This is a genomic window from Pseudomonas sp. NPDC087690 (genome assembly GCF_044743175.1).
Taxonomy (GTDB): Bacteria; Pseudomonadota; Gammaproteobacteria; order Pseudomonadales; family Pseudomonadaceae; genus Aquipseudomonas.
Genome location: NZ_JBIUVX010000001.1, coordinates 925691 through 947015 on the forward strand (window position 1 = coordinate 925691; position 21325 = coordinate 947015).

At 60.3% G+C, this 21325-nt stretch carries 21 protein-coding genes; 11 read left to right on the forward strand and 10 right to left on the reverse strand.

The window, feature by feature from the left end:
* Positions 1-775, forward strand: a 775-nt coding sequence (gene fabI, locus ACIPIZ_RS04115; protein ID WP_401164164.1) for an enoyl-ACP reductase FabI, incomplete at its 5' end; no start/stop codon positions are given.
* A 447-nt stretch (positions 776-1222) separates the two neighbouring features.
* Here fabI and ACIPIZ_RS04120 read toward each other — a convergent pair.
* The 4 genes from ACIPIZ_RS04120 to ACIPIZ_RS04135 form a co-directional block, all read right to left on the reverse strand.
* Complete coding sequence (locus ACIPIZ_RS04120) at positions 1223-2188, reverse strand: sensor domain-containing diguanylate cyclase (RefSeq protein ID WP_064390491.1); 966 nt, start codon at positions 2186-2188, stop codon at positions 1223-1225.
* A 63-nt stretch (positions 2189-2251) separates the two neighbouring features.
* Positions 2252-2830 (reverse strand): hypothetical protein, encoded by a 579-nt coding sequence (locus tag ACIPIZ_RS04125; protein ID WP_122660362.1) that lies wholly within the window; start codon positions 2828-2830, stop codon positions 2252-2254.
* A gap of 1 nt (position 2831) precedes the next feature.
* On the reverse strand, positions 2832-4994 hold the full coding sequence (locus ACIPIZ_RS04130) for a molybdopterin cofactor-binding domain-containing protein (protein WP_401164168.1): 2163 nt from the start codon (positions 4992-4994) through the stop codon (positions 2832-2834).
* Between the two features lie 19 nt (positions 4995-5013).
* Positions 5014-5469: a (2Fe-2S)-binding protein gene (locus tag ACIPIZ_RS04135; protein ID WP_003224136.1), complete on the reverse strand. Its 456-nt coding sequence runs from the start codon at positions 5467-5469 to the stop codon at positions 5014-5016.
* A 264-nt stretch (positions 5470-5733) separates the two neighbouring features.
* On the opposite strand from ACIPIZ_RS04135, the gene ACIPIZ_RS04140 reads away from it, so the two are divergent.
* Entirely contained in the window at positions 5734-6564 is an 831-nt protein-coding gene (locus tag ACIPIZ_RS04140; protein WP_401164170.1) for an alpha/beta fold hydrolase, read from the forward strand.
* Between the two features lie 144 nt (positions 6565-6708).
* Here the strand turns inward: ACIPIZ_RS04140 and ACIPIZ_RS04145 are convergent, their stop codons facing one another.
* Complete coding sequence (locus tag ACIPIZ_RS04145) at positions 6709-7101, reverse strand: GFA family protein (protein ID WP_401164173.1); 393 nt, start codon at positions 7099-7101, stop codon at positions 6709-6711.
* 732 nt (positions 7102-7833) lie between these two features.
* Here ACIPIZ_RS04145 and ACIPIZ_RS04150 point away from each other — a divergent pair.
* The 3 genes from ACIPIZ_RS04150 (at position 7834) to ACIPIZ_RS04160 (ending at position 10067) form a co-directional block, all read left to right on the forward strand.
* Positions 7834-8199, forward strand: coding sequence for a DUF6124 family protein (locus ACIPIZ_RS04150; RefSeq protein ID WP_401164175.1), 366 nt, complete (start codon positions 7834-7836; stop codon positions 8197-8199).
* Positions 8200-8355: 156 nt separating this feature from the next.
* Complete coding sequence (locus ACIPIZ_RS04155) at positions 8356-9267, forward strand: carboxymuconolactone decarboxylase family protein (RefSeq protein WP_401164178.1); 912 nt, start codon at positions 8356-8358, stop codon at positions 9265-9267.
* A 131-nt stretch (positions 9268-9398) separates the two neighbouring features.
* On the forward strand, positions 9399-10067 hold the full coding sequence (locus ACIPIZ_RS04160; protein WP_150648427.1) for a bifunctional 2-polyprenyl-6-hydroxyphenol methylase/3-demethylubiquinol 3-O-methyltransferase UbiG: 669 nt from the start codon (positions 9399-9401) through the stop codon (positions 10065-10067).
* Positions 10068-10251: 184 nt separating this feature from the next.
* Here the strand turns inward: ACIPIZ_RS04160 and ACIPIZ_RS04165 are convergent, their stop codons facing one another.
* Entirely contained in the window at positions 10252-10503 is a 252-nt protein-coding gene (locus ACIPIZ_RS04165; RefSeq protein WP_401164181.1) for a transmembrane sensor/regulator PpyR, read from the reverse strand.
* 287 nt (positions 10504-10790) lie between these two features.
* On the opposite strand from ACIPIZ_RS04165, the gene ACIPIZ_RS04170 reads away from it, so the two are divergent.
* The 5 genes from ACIPIZ_RS04170 to ACIPIZ_RS04190 all read left to right on the forward strand — a co-directional run bounded on the left by ACIPIZ_RS04170 (position 10791) and on the right by ACIPIZ_RS04190 (position 16268).
* Positions 10791-11315 (forward strand): sigma-70 family RNA polymerase sigma factor, encoded by a 525-nt coding sequence (locus tag ACIPIZ_RS04170; RefSeq protein ID WP_401164183.1) that lies wholly within the window; start codon positions 10791-10793, stop codon positions 11313-11315.
* 4 nt (positions 11316-11319) lie between these two features.
* Complete coding sequence (locus ACIPIZ_RS04175; RefSeq protein WP_064390505.1) at positions 11320-12282, forward strand: FecR domain-containing protein; 963 nt, start codon at positions 11320-11322, stop codon at positions 12280-12282.
* Positions 12283-12373: 91 nt separating this feature from the next.
* Positions 12374-14800: a TonB-dependent siderophore receptor gene (locus tag ACIPIZ_RS04180; RefSeq protein WP_401164186.1), complete on the forward strand. Its 2427-nt coding sequence runs from the start codon at positions 12374-12376 to the stop codon at positions 14798-14800.
* A 95-nt stretch (positions 14801-14895) separates the two neighbouring features.
* Complete coding sequence (locus ACIPIZ_RS04185; RefSeq protein ID WP_064390507.1) at positions 14896-15399, forward strand: VOC family protein; 504 nt, start codon at positions 14896-14898, stop codon at positions 15397-15399.
* 35 nt (positions 15400-15434) lie between these two features.
* Positions 15435-16268: an AraC family transcriptional regulator gene (locus ACIPIZ_RS04190; RefSeq protein WP_064390508.1), complete on the forward strand. Its 834-nt coding sequence runs from the start codon at positions 15435-15437 to the stop codon at positions 16266-16268.
* 28 nt (positions 16269-16296) lie between these two features.
* Here the strand turns inward: ACIPIZ_RS04190 and ACIPIZ_RS04195 are convergent, their stop codons facing one another.
* From ACIPIZ_RS04195 to ACIPIZ_RS04205, 3 genes are all read right to left on the reverse strand, one after another.
* Complete coding sequence (locus tag ACIPIZ_RS04195; RefSeq protein WP_064390509.1) at positions 16297-16884, reverse strand: LysE family translocator; 588 nt, start codon at positions 16882-16884, stop codon at positions 16297-16299.
* A gap of 100 nt (positions 16885-16984) precedes the next feature.
* On the reverse strand, positions 16985-19222 hold the full coding sequence (locus tag ACIPIZ_RS04200) for an ATP-binding protein (RefSeq protein ID WP_401164190.1): 2238 nt from the start codon (positions 19220-19222) through the stop codon (positions 16985-16987).
* A complete protein-coding gene (locus ACIPIZ_RS04205; RefSeq protein ID WP_236429301.1) occupies positions 19219-19833 on the reverse strand; it encodes a biliverdin-producing heme oxygenase in 615 nt (204 codons plus the stop codon). The genes ACIPIZ_RS04200 and ACIPIZ_RS04205 overlap by 4 nt, the downstream gene beginning before the upstream one ends.
* Before the next feature lie 288 nt (positions 19834-20121).
* Here ACIPIZ_RS04205 and ACIPIZ_RS04210 point away from each other — a divergent pair, with 288 nt between their 5' ends.
* Positions 20122-20742, forward strand: a complete 621-nt coding sequence (locus ACIPIZ_RS04210; RefSeq protein ID WP_064390512.1) for a LysE family translocator — start codon at positions 20122-20124, stop codon at positions 20740-20742.
* On the opposite strand, the gene ACIPIZ_RS04215 is transcribed toward ACIPIZ_RS04210, so the two are convergent.
* Positions 20739-21152, reverse strand: a complete 414-nt coding sequence (locus tag ACIPIZ_RS04215; protein ID WP_401164193.1) for a VOC family protein — start codon at positions 21150-21152, stop codon at positions 20739-20741. The genes ACIPIZ_RS04210 and ACIPIZ_RS04215 overlap by 4 nt on opposite strands.
* Positions 21153-21325: the final 173 nt, after the last annotated feature.

Below are 21325 nucleotides of genomic sequence, written 5' to 3' on the forward strand. Positions count from 1 at the left end.
GCGCGTACTGATCTTCGGTGTCTCCAGCAAGCTGTCCATCTCATCCGGCATCGCTGCCGCCATGCATCGCGAGGGCGCTGAGCTTGCCTTCACTTATCAGAACGACAAACTGAAAGGTCGTGTTGAAGAATTCGCCCAAGGCTGGGGTTCGAGCCCTGAGCTGTGCTTCCCGTGCGACGTGGCCAGCGATGAAGAAATCGCCAAGGTCTTCGAAGCACTGAGCAAGAAGTGGGATGGCCTGGACTGCATCGTTCACTCCGTTGGTTTCGCCCCGGGCGACCAACTGGACGGCGACTTCACCGAAGCCACCACCCGTGACGGTTTCCGCATCGCTCACGACATCAGCGCCTACAGCTTCGTGGCCCTGGCCAAAGCCGGTCGCGAAATGATGAAAGGCCGCAACGGCAGCCTGCTGACCCTGTCGTACCTGGGCGCCGAACGCACCATGCCGAACTACAACGTGATGGGCATGGCCAAGGCTTCGCTGGAAGCTGGCGTACGTTACCTGGCCGGTTCCCTGGGCCCAGACGGCACCCGCGTCAACTGCGTATCGGCTGGCCCGATCCGTACCCTGGCAGCGTCGGGCATCAAGAACTTCCGCAAGATGCTGGCCGCCAACGAAGCGCAAACCCCGCTGCGTCGCAACGTCACCATCGACGAAGTCGGCAACGCCGGCGCCTTCCTGTGCTCCGACCTGGCGTCGGGCATCAGCGGTGAAATCATGTACGTCGACGGCGGCTTCAACACCACCGCCATGGGCAACATCGAAGAGTAATCTTCGCTTAGCCGATAAAAAACCCGCCTGTTCAGGCGGGTTTTTTTATGCCTGCAACACTGCCCCCCCTGTGGGAGTGAGCCTGCTCGCGAAAGCGCTGGGTCAGGCAATGAAGATGTTGAATCGCTGGACGCTATCGCGAGCAGGCTCACTCCCACTTGGATTTGTGGTGAACCGAGATCTTGTGAACACCCGCCCCCCCCCTGTAGGAGTGAGCCTGCTCGCGAAAGCAGTGGGTCAAGCAATGAAGATGTTGAATGACTGGACGCTATCGCGAGCAGGCTCGCTCCCACATGGATCTGCGGCGAACCGGGATTTTGAGATCACCCGACACCTCTGTAGGAGTGAGCCTGCTCGCGATGGCGGTGGGTCAGGCTATGAAGATGCTGAATGACTGGACGCTATCGCGAGCAGGCTCACTCCTACAGGGGATCTGCGGTGCATTCACTAGCACCCCTTCAAGGCCTGCTTGTGCGCATACATCGCGCCATCAGCATCCGCCAGCAGCCGATCCACGGTCTCATGGCGTTTGGCGTCGTATTCGATCTGGCCGACGCTGAAGCGAATCGCATAGCCCCGGTGCAGCGTGGCATTACGCTCTTCGAGGATTTCCTTGAGCCGCGCCATGATCGTCGTGGTTTCGATATGGCTCGACCCCGTCAGCAGCGCGACAAACTCATCCCCGCCCAAACGCCCGACCACATCGCTTTCGCGAAAGGCAATGCGCAGCACGTCGGCGAAAGTCTTCAGCGCACTGTCACCCTCGGCATGCCCATACAGATCGTTGATCTGTTTGAAGTCATTGAGATCGAAAAACAGCAACGTCGCGGGCCGATCAAGCCGGGCGCAGGCGTCCAGCGCATGCTGGGCCAACTGCTTGAAACCGCGGCGATTGGACAGCAGCGTCAGCTCGTCCATGCTCGCCATCTGCACAGCCGTCAGCTCTTGCTCGGCCATTTCCGCCAGGTCGCGCAACAACGCGCGCTCTTCATCGTCGAGTTCGCGGGGTTTGGTGTCGATCAGACACAGCGTGCCCATTTTATTGCCGTTGGGCACGGTCAATGGGTAACCGGCGTAGAAGCGGATATTCGGCGCACCAGTGACCAGCGGATTGTCATGAAAGCGCACATCCTCACGAGCATCGGGCACCAGCAGGAGTTCGTTCTGCAGTATCGCGTGGCCGCAGAACGAAACATCCCGTGGCGTTTCAGTGGCATCCAGGCCGACGCAGGACTTGAACCACTGACGATCCTTGTCGACCAGCGTCACCAGTGCAATCGGCACGTTGAACAGGCGCTTGGCCAGCCGTGTCAGTCGGTCGAACCGCTCCTCCGGCGCCGAGTCAAGCAGGTCAAGGCCGTGCAGCGCTTGAAGACGTTTATCCTCATTGGCGGGTTTTCCGGGAACCAGCATTCGCACACTCCGTTGGCATCAATACTCTTCAGCGTAGCGTTAAATCCGCGTGAGTTCTTCTCATCAGATCCCCGCCACCGGACACGGCCCGCCGGCATCGGCCCAGAGCTTGAATTGCGCGACAAAAATATCGTGCGGCACCGGCACGGGCGCGCGCCCTGCTCCGGGGTTCCAGCCCCACAGCACCAGCTTGTCTTCGCTGACGTGTTTGATCAGCGCGGCAAAATCGCGATCGCCGTTGCTGGAGCGATCCTTGATCATCGCGCAGAGTTTGTCCGCTGGCAGGCCGATCCAGGCCATTTTGTGCGCCGCCGGTGGCAGGCTCCAGTGCGGTGCCCCCGGTGGCGCATGCGGGCCGTAACTGGCCGGCGGATTGTTTTCCGCGTGACAGGTCGCGCACGGTAAACCGGCGGCGCCCTTGCCGTCCATGCCGCGCACCACGTTCATCGCATGGGGAACGCCGGCGTCGAACTGCAGCGGCGCATCCCCGGGAATGTGGCAGTTCTGGCAACGCGGGCTCTGGAAGACTTTCTGCACCGTGCCGAACGCCTTCAGCGCTTCCTGATCATCGGCAAACAGGTCCGAGGCATAACCGCCCAATCCCAGTAAAACCACCGTGCCCAACACTAGATGTCGCTTCATCTCACACCCCCGACAGTTGCAGCGGCAACTCACGCAGACGTTGCCCGGTCAGGGCGAACACGGCGTTGGCCACGGCTGGCGCGGTCGGCGGCACACCGGCCTCGCCGATGCCGCCGGGTTTGTCGCTGCTCGGCACAATATGCACCTCGACCACCGGCATCTCGTTGAGCCGCAGCACCTGATAATCGTGATAGTTGGATTGCACCACCGCGCCGTCCCTGAGCGTCAGTTTGCTGTGCAGCGCCATGCCCAGACCGAAAGTGATGCACGATTCCATCTGCGCAGCGATGCTCTGCGGGTTCACCGCAATCCCGCAGTCCACGGCGCAAACCACCCGATGCACGCGAATCTTCAGATTGTCCTGCGACACCTCGGCGACCTGGGCGACGTAGCTGCCGAATGATTCGTGTACCGCCACGCCGAGGCTATGGCCATCCGGCAGCGGCGCTTTCCAGTTGGCTTTTTCAACCGCCAGATTGAGCACACCCAGATGCCGAGGATGATCCTTGAGCAACGTTCGTCGGTATTCGACCGGATCCTTGCCGGCCGCCGTGGCCATTTCATCGATCAGCGATTCCATGACAAACGCCGTGTGGCTATGGCCTACCGAGCGCAACCACAGCACATTGATCCCGGTCTGCGGCGAATGCAGATCGACCTGATGATTGGCCAGGCCTTTGACGTAAGGGCTGTCAGAGACGCCTTCGACCGACGTCGCGTCAACGCCGTTCTTGACCATGGTTTTTTCCAGCATGGTGCCGGCCATGATCGACTGCCCGACCAACACATGCTGCCAACTCGACGGCAAACCATCCGCGCCCAAACCGATCTTGGCCTGGTGCAGGAACATCGAGCGGTAGTAACCGCCGCGAATATCGTCTTCCCGCGACCACACGGTTTTCACCGGCATGGCGGCGGCTTTCGCCACTTGCACCGCTTCGGCGACAAAGTCTGACGTTGGATTGGCCCTGCGTCCAAAACCACCGCCAAGAAATTCCGTGTGGATTTCGACCTGCTCCGGCTTCAGCCCGGTGATCTTGCCGGCGACCATTTGATCGAGCGTCTGAAACTGTGTGCCGGTCCAGATTTCGCATTTTTCGGCGCTGATCTTCACCGTGCAATTGAGCGGCTCCATCGGCGCGTGAGCCAGATATGGCACGCTGTACTCGACATCGATTTTCTTCGCGGCTTTGCCAAAGTTGCCCTTGGCATCACCGGCCTGACTGGCTGAGGTGCCTTGCGTGGCGGCCAGTTTGCGGAAACTTGCCAGCAATTTTTCGCTGCTCAGATCGGCATGCGGGCCGAGATCCCAATCGATCTTCAGCGCATCACGGCCCAGTTTCGCCGCCCAGTAATGATCAGCGATCACCGCAACGCCTGTCGGCACTTGCAGCACTTTGTGCACGCCCGGGACCGCCAGCGCCTCAGCACCTTCGAAGGATTTCACACTGGCGCCGAACACCGGTGCACGGGCGACCATCGCAGTCATCAAACCTTCAAATTGCACGTCCATGCCGAACTTGGCGCGGCCGGTGATTTTTTCCGGCGTATCGAGGCGTTTGGTCGGTTTGCCAATGATTTTCCAGTCTTTGGCCTCCTTGAACGTGATCGACTTCGGATCCGGCACCGGCAGTTGTCCGGCGGCATCTGCCAAATCGCCGTAAGTCGCGCGCTTGTCACCAGCGATAACCACGCCCGATTCGGTACGAATCGCCGATGGCGCTACCTCAAAGCGCTTCGCCGCCGCCTCCACCAACATCTGCCGCGCCGTCGCGCCGGCCAGACGATAGCGATCAAACTCCATCCACGTCGACGTCGAACCGCCGGTAATCTGCATGCCACCAAACCCCGGCATGCCGTAATCCGCCGCTGACGCCGGCGAGTGTTCGACGCGGATCTTCGACCAATCCGCGTCCAGTTCCTCGGCAATCAACATGGTCAGGCCGGTCCAGATGCCCTGGCCCATCTCCGAATGCCCGAGCAACACGGTGACGCTGTTGTCCGCCGCGATGCGCAAAAACGCATTCGGTGCAAACACCTTGCCTTCGTTCTCGGCGGCATAGGCAAACTTGTGGCCGCCGGGGACGACAAACGCCACCACCAGCCCGCCGCCCAACACGGCACTGCCTTTGAGAAAACCCCGACGCGATACAGGACTGTTCATCGTCTATCTCCCCGCAAAATCAGCCGATTTCCGAAGCACGCTTCACTGCCGCACGAATGCGCGGATAGGTGCCGCAGCGGCAGATATTGCCGGAGAGCGCCTGATCGATATCGCTGTCGGTGGGTTTGGGGATTTTCGCCAGCAAGGCGGCGGCCGACATGATCTGCCCCGACTGGCAGTAACCACACTGCACCACGTCGAGTTCGGCCCAGGCTTGCTGCACCGGGTGCGAGCCGTCGGTGGACAGGCCTTCGATGGTGAGGATTTTCTGCCCGTGGGCCACGGCGGTCGCGGGCGTGATGCAGGCGCGCAGCGGCGCGCCGTCAACGTGCACGGTGCAGGCCCCGCACTGGGCCATGCCACAGCCGAATTTGGTGCCGGTCAGGTGCGCGACATCGCGCAGGACCCAGAGCAACGGCATGTCCGCGGGGACATCGAGCTCCTGATCCTTGCCATTGATATTCAAGGTCAGCATCGGGGGATTTCCTCAGACTCACGGTGTTCTGAAGGGGCGTCGCTGTGGCCATCAATGCCTACGCGCGCCTCGGCTTATCCCTTTCAGCAAAGCCTAATTTGCGCACGAAGCCAGACGTTGCGACCACCGGTCATGCAGATGTCGACTTTAATCCTACAGTTGATAACGGCTCGCACTGTGCCAGCGCAGCAGAAATCCATCCTGAGCAAAACGGTCCGCGCTTGCCGCGCGGGTTATCCATCACATTGGTCTGGAGTCGCGAACATGGGATTTGTCACCACCAAAGACGGCGTCGAAATCTTCTACAAAGACTGGGGCCCGAAAGACGCGCCGGTGATCCACTTCCACCACGGCTGGCCGCTGAGTTCCGATGATTGGGATGCGCAGATGCTGTTCTTCCTCGGCAAAGGCTTCCGGGTGGTTGCCCATGATCGGCGTGGGCACGGGGGTTCGAGCCAGGTCTGGGATGGCCACGATATGGATCATTACGCCGACGATACGCTGGCGGTGGTCAATCATTTGGGCCTGAAGAACGTCGTGCATGTCGGTCATTCGACCGGTGGTGGTGAGGTGATTCATTACATTGCCCGGCATGGTCAGGACAACGTCGCCAAAGGTGTGCTGATCAGTGCAGTGCCACCGCTGATGGTGCAGACCGAGAGCAATCCGGGCGGGCTGCCGAAATCGGTGTTCGATGATTTTCAGGCGCAGTTGGCGGCGAATCGTGCGCAGTTTTATCGGGATATTCCGACAGGGCCTTTTTATGGCTACAACCGGCCCGGGGCCACGCCATCGGAAGGGATTATTGCCAACTGGTGGCGGCAAGGGATGATTGGCGGAGCGAAGGCGCATTACGACGGGATCGTGGCGTTTTCGCAGACGGATTTCACCGAGGACTTGAAGAAGGTCACGGTGCCGGTGCTGGTGATGCATGGCGAGGATGATCAGATTGTGCCGTATGCGGATTCGGGACCGTTGTCGGCCAAGTTGCTGCCCAATGGCACATTGAAATCGTATCCGGGGTTCCCGCACGGGATGCCGACGACGGAGGCCGAAACGATCAACGCGGATCTGTTGGCCTTTATTCGCGGCTGAAATCATTGGCAGCCATACACTTCCCCCCTGTGGGAGCGAGCCTGCTCGCGAATGCAATCTGTCAGTTGAACTTGAGCTGAATGACCCACCGCTTTCGCGAGCAGGCTCGCTCCCACAAGGGGGATGTGATTGGGCTCACGTCCATTATTCCTCTGTGCGACTTGTGCTTTCGCGATCACGCTCGTAGTGGTGAGCCAATGGCAGCGCCGATAGCCACGACTCGCGGCGGATGGTCCAGAGTTCGTAGGTGGGTTTGAACTGATTAGGCTCATCGAGCGATCCGACGTTGACCTCTACTTCATCTGCCGAACGCGTGAACACCGGAGAGCCGCAGCGCGGGCAGAAAAAGCGTCCGTTGTAGTCGCGGGTTTCGCCGGTGACTTTCAGCGCATCCTCGGGAAATATGGCCGAGGTGCCGAACAGCGCGCCATGGCGCTTGCGGCAGTCGAGGCAGTGGCAGATGCCGACGCGGTAGGGCTGACCTGTCACTTCGAAACGGACATCCCCGCACAGGCAACCGCCAGTCAATCGATTCATGTCGCACCTCCTCTTCAGAATTTAAAATTACCGACAGCCCTCACCCTAACCCTCTCCCAGAGGTAGAGGGAACTGACCGCGCTGTATGTGCAAGTTGCACCGACTTGAAATACCGAGTCGAACTCAGGTTTGAAGAGCACAAAGATCGGCTCCCTTTCCCCCTCGCCCCTTGGGGGAGAGGGAACTGACCGCGCTGTATGTGCAAGTTGCACCGACTTGAAATACCGAGTCGAACTCTGGCCTGGAAGTACATGGAGATCTGCTCCCTTCCCCCTCGCCCCCTTGGGGGAGAGGGCTGGGGTGAGGGGGGAAAATCTCACAGACTCACGCAAAACCGAAAGCCGCCACCAACCGGCATTGCTCATGTGTAAACGTCATCCGGTTACGGCGTTTAAAGCACACAAACCGTTACGCCATCCTCCCTACAACACCTTGCGCCGTTACCTACGCGTACGCCAGAATCCGCCGGCTTACACGGCTATGGGCCGGGCTATATCGTTTGCCTGTCACTGCAAAACAGTGATCGGGTTTGGTAGCCCGTCTGTAATAGCCGTGTGACAACACCCAGTGCTGTGTCTTTGTGGAGGCTCAGTTCAATGGTAGTCATGCGTGGGGCTCACTCGTGAGCGCCGGGTTCCTATTGCAGCCGGTCTACCAACCCGCGTATGGCCACCACCCACTCGTTTGGTAGCGAGAGTGATGGCTCCTTAAACTGCGATAGGAGTTTCATCCATGTTCAAAATCACGCCAAATCCACCGCCCACCGATCCAATCCCTCACGACCCCGCGCTCAACCCGCAAAAGGTCAAAGAGGCAACCGACCGCGCCCTCGACTACTACCTGCGACCCGAAGCACTCGGCGCTCCACCAAGCCCGCCAAAGTTTCGCCCCGTCTACCTCGTCGACCCCACGCTGGATGAAGAAACCCTGTTGGTCGAAGCCTGTGAGTCGCTTTCCTACGCCCACTCCATGGCCGGTAACATCGCCAACTCAATAGGCGGCCCGGAGCGCAAACCGCTGCTGGCGCTGCAACAGGTGATCATGCTGAACGAGCTGTTGGTCAATCGACTGCTGGACAAGCTGCGCGTACCGCAATAATCACCAGACCGATAAGTGAGGGTTACCCCCTCACTTTCGCGTTTGCCCCCCTCTGTCGATTAATGAACAGAACTCATCAAGCCATCCCGTTTTACCCGTCTAGTCCTCACCAGTCACCTCGCTTACTGTTCTCCCCACGCCCAACGGGAGATCGACATGCACAAGCGCACACTCGGCAACAGTTCACTCGAAGTATCCGCCCTCGGCTTTGGCTGCATGGGCCTGAGCCATGGCTACGGTCCGGCCACGGATACCCGGAGAATCGCAGAATCGCAGTGGACGGAGCCTTTCACGATGGCCACTGACACACGCAGCAGCGCTGCCCTCCCCGCACTCATGGCGCTCTGCCTGAGCGTTGGCGCGATGTTAAGCCTTACCACCCAAGCAGCCGAGGCACCGAAATCCATGACCACCCCGCAAACCACCGCACAAGCCCTTTCGAGCAAACAACAGACGGTTCCACTGATTGCTGCATTCATGGCGACCAGCGACATGCCCAACCTCAACACGGCCCTCAACCAAGGACTCGACGCCGGCCTGACGATCAGCGAAGCCCGGGAAATTCTCGTGCAGCTCTACGCCTATGTGGGCTTCCCGCGCAGCCTCAATGCCTTGAATGAACTCATGACCGTGGTGCAGGCACGCAAACAACGCGGCATCGAAGATGCGCCGGGGCGTGAGCCGGGCCGGGCGATTCCAGTCGGGGATGAATTGCTGGCCGCCGGCACCGCGAATCAAACCAAGATCTCGGGCGCTCCGGTCAAAGGCCCGGTGTTCGAGTTCGCCCCGGTGATCAACCGGTTCCTGCAAACCCACCTGTTCGGCGACATCTTCGAGCGCGACAACCTCAACTGGCAAAGCCGCGAACTGGCCACTGTCGGAGCGCTGGCAGCGACCCCGGGCGTGGAACCGCAACTGCGCGCGCATATGGCGGCAAGCCTGCGCGTTGGGCTCAGCGCGGCACAGTTGAGCGAGGTCACTGAACAGCTGAAAAAGCACGGTGATGCGCAGACTGCCGAACGTGCGAATGCAGCGCTCAAGGAGGTTTTGGCGGCTTCGAAAAAATGACCTGAAAATGGAGCTGATATCGATGTCGTAAAGAAAATCGGCGTTCGGAGTTGTGGTGGATACGCTCATCTACAAGCCCTTGCCTGCGTTCAGCGTCCATACTGTGGTTTTTCAAAAGTCGGGACACCGCCATGCCCTCCCCCGAATCCAGCCTTCTACAGAGCTGGCACGACAACGCTGATGCCTGGATCGAAGTGATCCGCAGCGGCGCCATCGAAAGCCGTCAACAGGTGACCAATCAGGCGATTCTGCTGGCGATCATGGGCCGCCAGCCGCAGCGTGTGCTGGATCTGGGCTGCGGCGAAGGCTGGTTGTTGCGGGCGCTGGCGGACCTGGGCATTGCTGCGGTGGGCGTGGACGGTGATGCGACGCTGGTTGAAGCGGCGCGTCTGGCCGGATCTTCGAAGGTGCATGTCGCCGACTACGACGCGCTGGTCGAAGCCAAGGTTGATATCGGTTGTGACTTCGATTTGATCTGCGCGAATTTCTCACTGCTGCATCAGGACATTATTCCTCTACTGGCCGCGATGAATGTGCTGCTGGTTCCCGGTGGTGCGCTGGTGATTCAGACATTGCATCCATGGGCGGCAGCGGCAGGCGATTATCAGGATGGTTGGCGCGAAGAATCGTTCGCCGGGTTCAAAGGCCAGTGGCAGCCGATGCCGTGGTATTTCCGCACGTTGTCGAGCTGGTGCAATGCGCTGGACATGGCCGGCTTCCGCCTGATCAGCCTGCAGGAACCCCAACACCCACAAAGCCCGGTGCCGCAGGCGCTACTGATGGTCGCTGAGCGACGCTGACTCTCAAAAACACCACCAATCATTGTAGGAGTGAGCCTGCTCGCGATAGCGGTGGGTCAGGCAATACAGATTCAGACTGTGCGGACGCCATCGCGAGCAGGCGAAGGCCTACAGGGGATTTGGGTTGCCCTTGGATTTTAGATGTACCACCGGACAGTGTAGGAGCCGAGCTGTTCCTATAAGGTCAGGCAGCTTGCGGGATCAACCGTGGCCCGCGCAGGCGGTATTGCGCCAGCAGGCGCATGACGTAGCCGATCTTGATCAGGGTCGGGCCGAGGATGGTCAGCGCATGCATCGCCACCAGCAGGGCAATCGGCATGTGGCCGCTGTAGAGGTAGGCGCCAAAGATGCCGGCCAGCAACATGATCAGGCCGACGACGAGGACTTTGCTCGACAGATGCAGAACGTGCAGCGGGCTTTCGAAAAAGGTGAACATGGTGGCGTACTCCTGATCGGTTCGATGGGTACGTTAAGTACTTCAAATCCTGTGCCAGTTTTTTAAGCCGGTGAAACCGGGCACCCGCACTGCAAAGAGTCAATTTGACACAGCAAGAAACAGGTCATTTTGACTCGACACAAAGTCATTACGACCACATCTCACAAAAATCTCGAACCCGACTGCTAAAAGCAAACCAATATCATTTGCACACTATCCTGCCTTTTGTTTTAATCGCGACCCATTCCCATTTAGACCGGTCACGGTCGTTCTGGACGCTTGCTCTGATGACGGTCGCCGACTCCTCACTTGTGCAGAATCTCTACCTCAGCCACCACCGCTGGCTGCACGAGCTATTGCGTCGACGCCTGAGCAACGCAATGGATGCCGCCGACCTCGCCCATGACACCTTCATCCGCGTGCTCAAGCGCCCGCAAAACTTCATTGATGAGGTTCACGAGCGCTCACATCTGGCAACCATTGCCCGCGGTTTGTGCGTCGATCACTGGCGCCGTCGGCAACTGGAACAGACCTGGCTGGACACCCTCGCCAGCCGCCCGCCAGCCTTGCAGCCCTCCCCCGAGCAGCAGGCGATCATCGTTGAAACCCTGCACGAGGTAGATGCCATGCTTCAGCGTCTGCCACAGCGGGTCAGTGAAGCGTTCATTCTTGCGCAGTTGCACGGCATGCCTTACCGATTGATCGCCGAACAGATCGGCGTCAGCGAGCGGATGATCAAAAAATACCTCGCCCAAGCGATGATGCATTGCGCGATTCTTGAGGCCGAACTCGACGGCCTGCTGATTGAGTAACGCCATGAACAAACTCAGCCACGCCAGCCTTGAGCAGGCGGCGCACTGGTACGTGCAATTGCATGACGCGCCGGTCGCCGATCAGGAACAGCTGCGCTGGCAGGCATGGCTGGCACAAAGCCCTGAGCATCAGGCGGCCTGGAGCTATGTCGAACGCGTCGGCCAAAGGTTCGCGCCACTGCAAAGCGACAGCGAAACTCACGCCATCAGCCACGCCTTGCGGACCAGCAGTCGCACCTCGATCAGTCGCCGACAATCGCTCAAGGGTCTGCTGATTGTTGCCGCGACCGGGCTGACCGGTTTGGCCGCCTGGCGCAGCACACCGCTGATCGAACGGCTGAGTGCCGACCTGTCCACCGGCACTGGCGAAACCCGCGAAACGACACTGAGCGATGGCAGCCGGATCTGGCTCAATGCGTTGAGCACGCTGAATGTGCATTTCGACGCGACGCGCCGCTTGCTGCTGCTGCGCGCCGGCGAAGTGCTGATCGACACCGCCAGGGATCCAGGCCGGGCTTTTCTGGTGGACACCGAACATGGCCGGATGCGCGCATTGGGCACGCGTTTCAGCGTCTGCCAGAACGATCGCAACACCCTGCTCAACGTCTATGAAGGCGCCGTCGAAGTACGCAACCAGCAAGGCCAGACTCAAGTGGTTGAGGCCGGCCAGCAATTGACATTCAGCATGGCTCGATTGGGTACCGCAACCACGGCCAGCCCGTCACGCGAGGCTTGGCGCCAAGGGCTGCTGCTGGCGGATAACCTGCCGCTGGGTGAGCTGATCGAAGAGCTCAGCCGCTACCGTCCAGGGCATTTGCATTGCGATCCGGCCGTGGCCGACTTACCAGTGATGGGTTCGTTCCCGCTCAAGGATACCGATCAGGCCTTGCGCCTGCTCGAAGCGGCATTGCCGATTCGCGTCGACAAGACTTTCAACTGGTGGGTTAGCGTCGGACCGAAAACCTGAGGTTTTTTTCACTTCACGGTTCCCTTTTCGCGCGTTCATTCGGTTAACCCACAACAGCCCGCACTTCGTTGCTCGCGTCCCGGAAAACTGCATGTTGCGCTGCCCCCTCGCCCGCCCCCGTTTCGCCTTGGTCTTGGCATTTGCCGTGCCAGGGCTGAGTGCGTCGACTGCGCAAGCAGAGGCGCAGAAGCAGCATTATTCGGTCGCTGCGGGCTCACTGGCTTCAGCGCTTAACCGCTTCGCGCAACAGAGCGGCGTGTTCATCGCCGGCCACAACGACTTGGCCGCCGACAAGCGCAGCCCCGGTCTTCACGGCGAATACTCTGCGCAACAAGCCCTGCAAATTCTTCTCAAGGGCAGCGGCCTGCAAGCCCAATCACAAAGTGGCGGCGGTTATGTCTTGCGCAGCGCAGCCACTGCAGAACCGCTGCAACTGGACGCCACCACCATCAACGGCAAAACCCTCGGTGCCATCAGCGAAGACACCCACGCCTACACCACCGGCCAGACCTCTTCCGCCACCGGCCTGGCGCTGTCCCTGCGCGAAACCCCGCAATCGATCAGCGTGATCACTCGCCAGCAACTTGACGATCAAGGCGCCACCGGCATCGCCGACGTGCTGCGCCGCGCGCCGGGCATCAGCATGCAGAACTACGACAGCGAGCGTTGGGAGTTTTCCAGCCGTGGTGCGCCGATCACCAATTTCCAGTACGACGGGGTCAATACCGACTACGACGGCGTCTACGATTACGGCACCACCAGCACCGACATGGCGACCTTCGACCGGGTCGAAATCATCAAGGGAGCCACTGGCTTGATGACCGGTTCAGGCGATCCCTCTGCCACGGTCAATCTGATCCGCAAACGCCCGACGCAAGCCTTCAAGGCATCACTGGGTGGCAGCGTCGGCTCATGGGACAACTACCGCAGCGAGACCGACGTCTCCGGCCCGTTAACCACGAGCGGCAACCTGCGTGCGCGCTTCGTTGGCGTCCATCAGGAACGCAGCGCCCACGCCGATCATTACCAGAACAGCAAGGACATCGCCTACGCCATCGTCGAAGCCGATCTGACCCCGGACACCCTGCTGACCGTAGGTTTCGATCAGCAGAACACCCGCTCACGCGGCGCCAGCTGGACCGGTTTCCCAATGTTCTACAGCGACGGTACGCGGACGAATTTCTCGCGCTCGTTCAACCCGGCGACCGACTGGAGCCGCAGGGATTTCAGCAATCAGACGCTGTTCGCCGCCCTCACCCGGCAACTGCAAAGCGACTGGACGCTGAAGCTCAGCTACGACCGCAAACACCGCGAGCACGACACCCTGCTCGGCTCCGCCAGTGGCGGCAATCCGGATCCGCTGACGGGCGACGGCATGTTCCTGTACATGGGCAAATTCAAGGGTGACGAAGTGCAGGACAATGTCGATCTCAACCTCGGCGGGCCGTTCAGCCTGTTCGGGCGCGAGCATCAGATGATCGTCGGGTTCATGTCGATGAACACCCGTCAGGACAACCCTGTGTACGGCTCGGTTTATCCGGCGCTGAACGCCAGCATTTTCGACTGGCACGGCGAGTTCGCCAAACCCGACATCCCGCAGATCGGCACCGACGCCATCAGCCAACGCCAGACCGGCGCGTACGTATCGACGCGCTTGAAGGCCAGCGACGATCTGGCGCTGATCCTCGGCGCACGTGTCAGTGATTTCAGCGCCAGCGACCACCTCGACTATCACGACCCGAACACCGCCAATGTCCGCGAGGGCTATCGCCAGACCGGCGTGGTTACACCCTACGCCGGTGCGGTCTACGACCTCGACGACACGTACTCGCTGTACACCAGCTACACGCGCATCTATCAACCGCAACTGAGCAAGGACGCCGCGCGCCAGTTGCTCGACCCGGTGCAAGGCGACAGCTATGAAGCGGGGATAAAAGCCGAATACTTCGAGGGCCGGCTCAACGCCAGTCTTGCCGTGTTCCTCATCGAGCAGGACAACGTCGCCGAGCAGGTCAGCGGCTTCGACACGCAGGCCGTGTACCGCGCCGTAGAGGGTGCGACGACCAAAGGTTTCGAATTCGAAGTGGCCGGCGAAATCGCTGACGGCTGGAATCTTTCTGCCGGTTACGCCTACAACCACACCCGCGATGCCGAGGGCAATCCGGTTTATGCATCGATCCTGCAAACCACCGCGCCGGAGCAGTTGGTACGGCTGTTCAGCAGCTATCGCTTGCCCGGTGTCTGGCAGAATCTGATCCTGGGTGGCGGCATCAGTTGGCAGAGTGAGTTCTTCGGCAACGTGTTCCAGCCCACAGCAGGCCAGAACGTACGCATCACTCAGGACAGCTATTACCTGGTCGATGCCATGGCACGCTACCGCTTCAGCGACCACCTGAGCACTACGCTCAACGCCAAAAACCTCTTCGACAAGACCTACTACACCGGGCTCGGCAATTTCGGCACCGGGTTCTATGGCGAACCGCGCAGCCTGCAACTGACTGCGCGCTGGGATTTCTGATGAGCCGGCAACTTGTCGATCTACGGCGCTGCCAGTCGACCAAGGACTGTCTACGCTGATAGTCCAGCGTGTCTGACCTGCCGAGGATAACTGCCATGCAACGCTTTCAAAAACTCACGCCCTGCCTGTGGTTCGATGATCAGGCCGAAGCGGCGGCGAAGTTCTACTGCTCGATCTTCGATCACGCGAAAATCACCGGTCTGACCCACTACAGCAAGGTCGGTCAGGAATTTCACGGCAAGCCGGAAGGTGCGGTGATGACCGTCAGTTTCGAGCTGGATGGCCAGACGTTTACCGGCCTCAACGGTGGGCCGATGTTCAAGTTCAGCGAAGCTATTTCGTTTCAGGTCAATTGCCAGAACCAGGAAGAAGTCGACCATTTCTGGGGCAACCTGTCCGAGGGTGGCCCGGTCGAAGCCCAGCAATGCGGCTGGCTCAAAGACAAATTTGGTGTGTCGTGGCAAATCGTGCCGGTGGCGTTCATGCACATGATGCTGGACGCCGACACCAGCAAGTCGCAGCGGGCGATGCAGGCCATGTTCAAGATGAAAAAACTCGACATCGCCGAACTGGAACGAGCCTTTGCCGGCCAGAGCTAATACACTCGGGCGCTGGCCTGCCGGGAATAATCACAATGAAACACGCTGCCGCCAAAAACCCTGAAAAAGCCCCGCGCTTCTGGCGCGACGACGCCCTGCCCTTCATCGAAGCGCGGGCCATCGCCGATGGCCGCGAAGTCTGTTACGCCCGCCATTCCCACGCGCACTTCTCGATCGGTGCGATTACTGCCGGGCGCAGTACTTACGTGCACGAGCATGCGCAATTCGAGGTGGCGGCAGGGACGGTGGTGTTGATGAACCCCGGCGATGTGCACGCCTGCAATCCGATTGATGATCAGCCGTGGTCGTACGTGATGTTGTATGTCGAGACGCCGTGGCTGACGGATTTGCAGCATCAGTCGGGCTTTGCCAAGGATCTGGAATTTCGACCGTTCTCTGCCACGCACCTGCAGGATGCAGCGCTGTTTCACGACTTGATCGCGCTTTACCAAGTGCTGATCGACGAGCAACAGGATGTACTACGCAAGCAGAGCGCAGCGGTGGAGTTTTTCAGCGATCTGCAACTGCACCTGAACCCTGCCGGGCAAGCGTTGCGCGAACCTAATTTCAAACTTGAGCGCGCCGCAGATTTCATCCGCGAACATTGCACCGACCTGCTCAGCCTCGATGACATCTGCGTCGCAGCGCAGCTGTCACCGTCGTACCTGATCCGCGCGTTCAAGCAGCATTACGGCATGACCCCGCATGCGTTTCTGGTCAATCAGCGCATCCAGTTCGCCCGCGAACGCCTGCGCAGCGGACAATTGATTGCCGATGTGGCGCTGGCGGCCGGGTTTGCCGATCAGGCGCACTTTCAGCGGGCCTTCAAACAGCATCTGGCCGCAACACCTGGGCAATATCGCGGCTGACCGATCCGCCACAAAGGTTGTGGCAGGGTCAGGTGAACAGCAGGTAGATCGCACTGACAGCCAGCAACAACGCCATGCTCCGATTGAACCAGCGCATCCCCGCCGCGTTGCTCAGATACCCACGCAAAAACGTCCCGGCATACACCCAACAGCCGACCGACACATAGCAAATCACCAGATACACCGCCGCAAACTGCCAGACCAGCTGCGCCTCGCCATCCGCCACGAACGCGCCCATCCCCGCCACGCAGGCCAGCCACGCTTTCGGATTGAGCCACTGCATCACCGCGCCGTACAGCATCGACGGCGCCCGCGCGGCATCCTTGGCGTTCAATTGCCCGTCGTCAGTGGCCAGTTTCCAGGCCATGAACAGCAGAAACGCCACCCCGGCCAGTTGCACCACGCGGGTCATGAACGGCCACAGTTGCAGAACCTCGTGCAGGCCCAGGCCCATCAACACCAGCAACAACACAAACCCCAATGTTGCCCCGGCAACATGCCGCTGGCTGGCGCGGAAGCCGAACTGCGCCCCCGAACTCAACGCCACGATATTCACCGGCCCCGGCGTGATCGACGCCGCCAACGCAAACGCCGCCATCGAAACAATCAGACTCATCGCACACCCGCTTCAACCCAAGGAACAAGGTGCTCACCCTACGCAGCCCACCGCCCCCGGTATTGAACAAAACACCCCTATGTAGGAGCTGCCGCAGGGGTCAGTCGAGGCGTGGCACGGTGAAGCGGAATTCGCTGCCCTGCCCCGGCTCACTCTCGGCGACGATCCGGCCGCCGTGGGCTTCGACGATGCCTTGGGTGATGTACAAACCGAGGCCGGTACCGTTCGGGTTGCCTTCCTTTACCGTCCAGTAACGGTCGAACACGTGCGGCAGGTGCTCTTTGGGGATGCCTTCGCCGCTGTCACGCACGGTGAAAACGATTTCATCGCCGACTGATTTGGCATGCACGCCGACGGTGCCCAGGCGCGGAGTGAACTTGATCGCGTTGCCGACCAGATTCGACAGCACTTGAAACAGCCGCTCCGGATCGGCGTGAATGCGCAAATCGGGATCAGCGGCAAAGGAAATGCTGATGTCCTTGTCCAGCGCCAGCGGTGCGAGCAGCGCCTGCGCTTCCTCGAACATCTGCCCGACGTCGAGTTTCTGCGGGGTGATGGAGTAGCGCCCGGCGTCAATCTTCGAGGTGTCGAGCAAGTCTTCGAGCAGCGTGTTCATGCGCCCGGCCGCCTGCTGCATGGTGTCGATCGCGGTGGAGATGCGCCGCGAGGTGTGCGGCCCATCGGAGCTGAACGCCTTCTGCAGCATGCCGCAGAGCATCGAGATCACGGTCATCGGGTTGCGCAGGTCGTGGGAGACCACCGCCACCAGTTCATCGCGGGCGCGCACGGCCTCCTGTTCGCGACGCACCTGGCGCGCCAGATCGTTTTCCAGCGCCGAGCGACGCAGGTCGTTGGCGGCGAACAGATCGCCATGGCTCCACTTGGTGGCGATCCCGGCCATCTCGACTTTCCAGATTTCAAACGAGGTGCGCGGGCGCAGGCGCAAGCCGGCGTCGGAGTTTTCCAGGTCCAGTGGCTTGCGCGGATCACCGCTCCAGTTGATGTTCTCTTTGACCTCGGGGCGGAACCACAGCACGCCGTTGTCGACCGGTTTGGGCAGGCTCATGGCAAGCACGCCACTGGCCACTTGCTGATACTCCGCGGCCGGTGGATACACGCTGGCCAGATTATGACTGGCGAACACCGGCTCGCCGCTGTCCTGCAGCCACTTGTGCAGGGCGCGGATCTGCGCAGGCTCCGGGCAGTTGCCGTAACGGTGCAATTGGTTGTCTTCAATGATCGCGATACCGCCGGCGTTGTTCAGCGCCATAAGCACTTGCGGCTGGTTGGCCAGGCCATCGAAAACGTTTTGCGGCGAATCGATCATCGCTTGATTGAGCAGAGCCAGCGCCTCGACTTTTTCTTCACGCTGACGGCTGATTTCCAGCTCTTCCATCGCGCTGATCTGCAGCGACAGTACCTGGCCGATGGTCTGGCACGCCGCGCGCAATTCATGCGGCACGTGCAGCGGCTGACGGTTGCCGCAACTGATCAGGCCCCAGAGCTTGTCGCCCTTGAGCAGCGAGATACTCATCGACGAAAGCACGCCCATGTTCTTCATGTACTGACAGTGGATCGGCGACACGCTGCGCAGGGTGGCAAAACTCAAATCCAGCGGTGTGTCGGTGTCAGGGCGCAGCTTCGGCAGCAACGGCACTGGCTGGTAATCGGCATTGGGGATGATCCGCAGCCAATTGGTCCGATACAACTCGCGGGCCTGCTCGGGAATGTCCGAGGCTGGAAAGAACAGGCCGTTGAACACTTCCATCGACGGGTCGGACGCTTCGGCGATCACCTGGCCGTGTCCCTCCTCTTCGAAGCGATAGATCAGCACCCGGTCGTAACCGGTCATGGCCTGGATTTCCTTGACGCTGATGTCGTACAGCGCCTGCAACGAGGTGGCCGCGTGCAGACGCTGGAGCATGCGCCCCAGATGGGTCTGGTTGCCGGCGACATTGCGTGGCTGGAAGTTTTCGACGTGGATTTCCAGCTCCAGAATCAGCACGCCCTGATGCCGGTGCAGCAAGCCATCGAACGCCGTGTCATTGAGGCGAAAGTGCAGCGGCGGCGTGTCGGACAATGCCGGTTGCAGCAAGGCCTCGCGCACTTGCGCGGCCTCGGCGTCGCCGATCAGTTGCGCCAGTGGCTGGCCGATCAGTCCGAGCGGCTCCCGGTCCAGCAGGGTTGCAACGTTGGCGCTGACCTGAACGATCTCCAGCGCAGGTTCGTTCAGGGTCAGCAGCAAACCGTGGGGCTGGATCGCGCCGGGGAAGCGAATCGGCTCGTCGGCACAATTGGCCAGCAGTTCTTCAAAGGCTTCTTTGTCTTGCGGGGTCATGCCAGTACCTCCCGGCTTTCGAGCCAGCGCTCGAAACAGCTGAATGTGGTGTGTGCGGCCGCAACCACGGCCTTGCGCTCGTCCGCATCCATCGGTCGACGGCTCAGGTATTCAATGAAATCGCGCCAGCAGCGGCCAGTGGCGGCGCCATAGATATCGAGAAACGCCGCGCCATTGTCGGCTTCCAGGCCGAGTCGGCTGGCGATTTCCCGGCGCAGGATCTGCCCGCCCAGCGTCGCACCTTCGAGCACATACAGTATGCCGAGGCAGCAAGCCGCGGAATTGATCAGGGGCAAGTCTTCACACTGTGGCAGACGTGCCAGCGCCTCGCTGCTCAAGCCCAGGGCATGCAGGTCGGCGCGCAAGGTTGGCGCCTTGAGTCGTGGCGTCAGATCAAAATCAGTGGGGATCGCGCCGCTGCTCAGCAGCGCGTCTTCCAGCGGTAGATAGAAGCCGTAATAAGCCTGCATCAACTGCACAAATGCTGGGGTATCGAGACTATCGGAGAAAAATGGAAGGCGTTTTTCCAGTGCGATGTGCAGTTCGGCAGTGCCGGCCCGCAGATCTTGCAGCACCGGTGGCACATAAACTTCACGGGCCTTTGCTTGCATGTAGATCGCTCTTGGTGGGGCCGCCTGGGGCCGTGCGGGATGTTTGAAACAGGGAGCAGAAACAGGGAGCAAATGGTACACGGCAATCGGTATTTCTGACCGGCTGGATAACTTTTTCTGACGAAACCCTCGCCCTCTGACTGTTTCAGAGTTGCGCCGTCAGCAAAAAGTTCGACGGCGTTGTCCTGCACAGCCGGGCGCTGTACCGCGACAGCGGGGCCTGACTGTATGGGTCTGGCGGCGCGTGGGCTGTGATAAAAATGGCCTTCTCGTTTCTGGAGTGCCGTCATGGATCTCGCCACCCTCAGCCTGTTTCTCCCGGCCTGCTTCGCTCTGAACATGGCCCCCGGCCCGAATAACCTGCTGTCGGTGAGCAACGCTACCCGCTACGGTTTTCGCCGCGCCTGCACGGCGGGCATCGGGCGTATTCTGGCGTTTGCCGGGATGATCGCGCTGGCCGGCGCCGGTCTGTCGGTGGTGTTGCAGACGTCGGAATGGCTGTTCCATGCGATCAAGATCATTGGCGCCGCGTACTTGCTGTATCTGGCCTGGCAACTATGGCGGGCCGATCCGCAGGCCGAGCAGCACGTGACGGGGGCGACCGTTGGCTTCTTCGCCTTGGCGCGACAGGAGTTTCTGGTGGCGGCCGGCAACCCGAAAGCGATTTTGCTGTTCACTGCATTTCTGCCGCAGTTCGTCGATCCCGCCCGACCGGTGCCGGCACAATTCGCCGTACTGGGTGTGCTGTTCCTGCTGCTGGAATGGATCGCCATCAGCGCTTATGCCTGGATGGGCCTGCACATGCGCCGCTGGTTCGCCGAGCCGCGCGGCAAACGGATATTCAATCGTTGCTGCGCGGGGCTGCTGTCGGCGGCGGCTTCGGTATTGTTGATGGCCAAACGCGCTTAAGCCTCGGGCGGCCCTTTGAGTTCGACCTCATTGCCATCCGGGTCCAAGCAATACAGCGACAAACCTTTACCCTCGGCGCCGAAGCGTGACTCGGCTTTGGCAACGCTCAGACCAAAGGACTGCAAATGTGCGCTCAGCAGCGCTTCATCGAACGGCTCGATGCGCAGGCAGAAGTGATCGACGTTGCGCCGCTCGGCACCGGCCGCCCCGCCGCCCTTGCGGCCGAGTTCGCCTTGCAGGTCGACGAGATCAATCATCGAGCTGCCCGCGCGCAGATGGATCAGCCCCAGCGGTTCGTTGCGCTTGACCACCTCGGCACCGAACACCTGACCGTAAAACTCGATGCTGCGCTGCAGGTCTTGCACACGCAGAACAATATGATCAATACGCTGAATGGAAAACGGATGCATAAACCAACACCTCACAAACCTGTAGGAGCCGCCGCAGGCTGCGATCTTTTGACTTTGATTTATACAAACAAGATCAAAAGATCGCAGCCTTCGGCAGCTCCTACACGGTAGTTCAGGGGTAATGGAAATTCACTGTCGATTTTTCGGTGGAGCCATCGACAATCTGCTTTTAC